This window comes from Candidatus Schekmanbacteria bacterium (assembly GCA_003695725.1).
Classification (GTDB): Bacteria; Schekmanbacteria; GWA2-38-11; order GWA2-38-11; family J061; genus J061.
The window spans coordinates 1-3288 of sequence record RFHX01000267.1 but is presented as its reverse complement, the minus strand read 5'-3'; the positions used below and the strand labels follow the sequence as shown (position 1 = coordinate 3288).

4 protein-coding genes are annotated in these 3288 nt (G+C 34.7%); 2 read left to right on the top strand and 2 right to left on the bottom strand.

Translation table 11 applies throughout. From position 1 onward, the window contains the following. Positions 1-197: 197 nt before the first annotated feature. Both D6734_10310 and D6734_10305 read left to right on the top strand, forming a co-directional pair. On the top strand, positions 198-464 hold the full coding sequence (locus D6734_10310; protein ID RMF93336.1) for a DUF4321 domain-containing protein: 267 nt from the start codon (positions 198-200) through the stop codon (positions 462-464). Then, complete coding sequence (locus D6734_10305) at positions 465-1418, top strand: HD domain-containing protein (GenBank protein ID RMF93335.1); 954 nt, start codon at positions 465-467, stop codon at positions 1416-1418. Here D6734_10305 and D6734_10300 read toward each other — a convergent pair. Both D6734_10300 and D6734_10295 read right to left on the bottom strand, forming a co-directional pair. Beyond that, positions 1390-2820 (bottom strand): FAD-binding protein, encoded by a 1431-nt coding sequence (locus D6734_10300; protein ID RMF93334.1) that lies wholly within the window; start codon positions 2818-2820, stop codon positions 1390-1392. The genes D6734_10305 and D6734_10300 overlap by 29 nt on opposite strands. Before the next feature lie 96 nt (positions 2821-2916). Then, the gene (locus D6734_10295) at positions 2917-3117 is read right to left on the bottom strand and encodes a hypothetical protein (GenBank protein ID RMF93333.1); all 201 of its coding nucleotides are present in this window, start codon (positions 3115-3117) and stop codon (positions 2917-2919) included. Positions 3118-3288 lie beyond the last annotated feature (171 nt).

The window sequence follows — 3288 nt, the reverse complement described above, 5'->3', positions numbered from 1 at the left end:
GGTCTATTTTTATTCTCAAAGGATCCATTATTCACATCTCTCTTTCATAATAGAAAAAACCAAACAAAATAAGTTTCATTAGTTTTTAAAATGTGTTTATATTAGGACTACATTTAAATGTTTGTTTCTTATATCTTATAGAATTTTTTCAATCAACTATCAATGTGGTTTCAAAGTTTAGAAGGGATTGAAAAACAGTGCAGGGAAGAAATGTTTTTTTGATTCTGCTTTATATAATTCTTGGAATGTTAGCTGGAAATGTTTTATCCGAATTGTGTCTGCTAATTCCGGTAGATGCTTTAAAGAAGATATTTTCAGCAGGATTTGATATTGGTTTTTCTCCCACTACATTGAAACTTCATTTTATTACTTTGACTTTGGGGGGAAAAATTTTTTTCAATGCCGGAACCGTGCTTGGGATATTGTTTGCCATATTTTTATATAGATGGAGCAGTGGAAGATAAATGGATGAAAAGAGAATCATTAGTCTAAAAGAGGGGGATTTTATAGATAGCTGTTATGCTGTAAAGTGGGTCCAGCTTTTTCACAAAAAAAATGGCGAACCTTATCTTCGCCTTGTTTTGACTGATAAGACAGGGGAAATACCGGCCATTTGTTGGAATTTTAAGAAGGAATATGAAGAAATCAAAGTAGATTCTATTTGTTCCATCAAGGGGAATGTAAATCTATATAATGAAAAACTTCAGGTGGTAATCTCTTCTATAGAAATTGTAGATGATGAAGAAGTTGATTTTTCCCTCTTTGTCAAGACTTCAGATAAAAGCATAGAAACTCTTGCACAAGAAATAGAAGAGATAATTTCAAATGTAGAAGCGGATTATTTTAAAAAACTTATTTCAGCATTCTTTGATGACTCTGCTTTTAAAAGAAAATTTTTGACCCATCCGGCGGCAAAATCAGTGCATCATTCATGGGTTGGAGGACTTGCAGAGCATACTATTGGAGTGTGCAGAATCTGCTCTTTTTTGGCAGGATTATATGAACTCAACAGCGACCTTCTCATAACGAGTGCGCTTTTGCATGATATTGGCAAGATTAAGGAACTCAAAAATGGGATTACAGCCAATTATACAGATGAAGGGCGTTTGATTGGCCATATTATCCTTGGTGTAAATATGATTGATGAAAGGATATCTGCAATAACAGATTTTCCTGCAAATGCGTTAAATGAATTGAAACATTCTATTTTAAGCCATCATGGTGAACTTGAATTTGGCTCTCCAATCAGGCCTATGACAATTGAAGCATTGGCTCTTCATTATGCAGACAATACTGATTCAAAGATTTCGGCTTTCAAGGATTGGATTGAACAAAAGCCTGATATGAGCGACCCGAAATGGACCCAATTTTGGCCAATGATGGACAGATTCATTTATAGGAATTCCGATTCTGATTAGGGGTTGCACCATCTTTGTTAAAATCAGGAGGAAATATCTTTCCCGGATTCATTATTCCCTGAGGGTCAAAGGCTTGTTTTATTCGCGCCATAAGATTTAATTCTTCTTTTTCTATTTCAAGAGATATATAGGGCGATTTCGTAATGCCGATACCATGTTCACCGGAGATGCTTCCTCCCATATTTACTGTTTCTCGAAAAATCTCTTCTACTGCTTTTTCAACTCTTTCCATCTCTTCTTCATTGTTTCTGTCCGTCATTATATTTGTATGAATATTGCCGTCTCCTGCATGACCAAAGCAGATTATTTTGAGTTTATGGCGCTTTGCAATTTCATAGATTTTCTTTAAAATTTCAGGAATCTTGGTGCGAGGGACAGTAATATCTTCATTTATCTTTGTTGGAGATAATTGTCCCAAGGCCGGAGATAAACTGCGCCTTATTTTCCATAGCTTATCGATTGCATCTTTACCTGATGCCATCTTTATTTCGTAGGCATTTTTCGTGGCGCAAATTTCTTTTATAATTTTGGCTTTCTTTTCTACTTCTTCTTTATTTCCGTCAATTTCCATTATAAGGAGAGCTTTGCACTCCTTTGCGATACCGAATTTCATAAATTTGTTCACTGTTACTATGGATTCTTCATCCATAAACTCGATTGTGGAAGGTATGATCTTTGATGAAATTATATCAGTTACTGTTTGTGCTGAATCTTCGATGCTTCTAAACATTGCGAGAAGGCATATTCTTGATTCTGGTAGAGGGATAAGTTTCAATATTGCGCGTGTAATTATGCCCAATGTCCCTTCAGAGCCTGTAATAAGGCGCGTAAGGTCATATCCTACAACGCTTTTTGCCGTTCTTACTCCTGTTTTGATTAGTTTCCCTGGTGGGATAACTAAATTTAATCCGAGAACATAATCCCTTGTGACTCCATATTTGACTGCTCGAGGCCCTCCTGAGCATTCTGCAATATTTCCCCCTATTGTAGAAAATTTTAAGGATGCAGGATCAGGGGGATAAAAAAGCCCTCTTTTTTCAGCTTCCTGCTGAAATTTTTCTGTAACTACACCCGGTTCGACTTCTACAATGAGGTTTTCAGAATCAATGTTTATTATCTTATCCATCTTTGATAGGCATACAACAAGTCCACCTTTGATTGGAACGCTTCCTCCTGTAAAACCCGAACCTGCTCCTCGCGGAAATATTGGTATGGAATATTTGCTTGCCGTTTTTACAATTTTGATTATTTCATCTTCTGTCAATGGAAAAATCACCGCATCAGGCAAATAGCTTATATCAGCAGCATCATAGGAGTAAGTTATTAGGTCTTCCCTATAAGTGGAGAATCTCTCTTTGCCTGTAATATTACAAAATTCTTCTCTTGCTCTCCTCTCAATCATTTTTGTTTATTTGATATCTTTCTAATTTATAATTTTTATAAATTCTAAGCGAAGTCCTATCATCAAGAAATTTTTTTATACCGCAGTTTACAAAACTTATAATGAGAAGGGTGTTGGAGTCCCTTCTTTCAACTTTGAGGACTCTTCCTTTTCCGTATTTGTCGTGCCAAACATAGGTGCCGATGGCATATTTTTCATTTTTTTTTCATAACACTTCAATATTACTTTAAAAAAAGGCAACTGTCCAAAAATAGAATGCTTTTCAATAAATAAATTTTGAAAAAATTGCTCCTTCAACTGTCGGTTTTTTGGACACTTTTTTTACTTATATTTCAATTAGTTATAATTTTAAATAAAAAAGTGTCCAGAAAACTGAACATTATTATGATATGATCTATTAAACAGAATATATTATCTATCCTATTGTTTACTTAAATGATTAAATAATTCAGTTAGTTACAGTTGTAT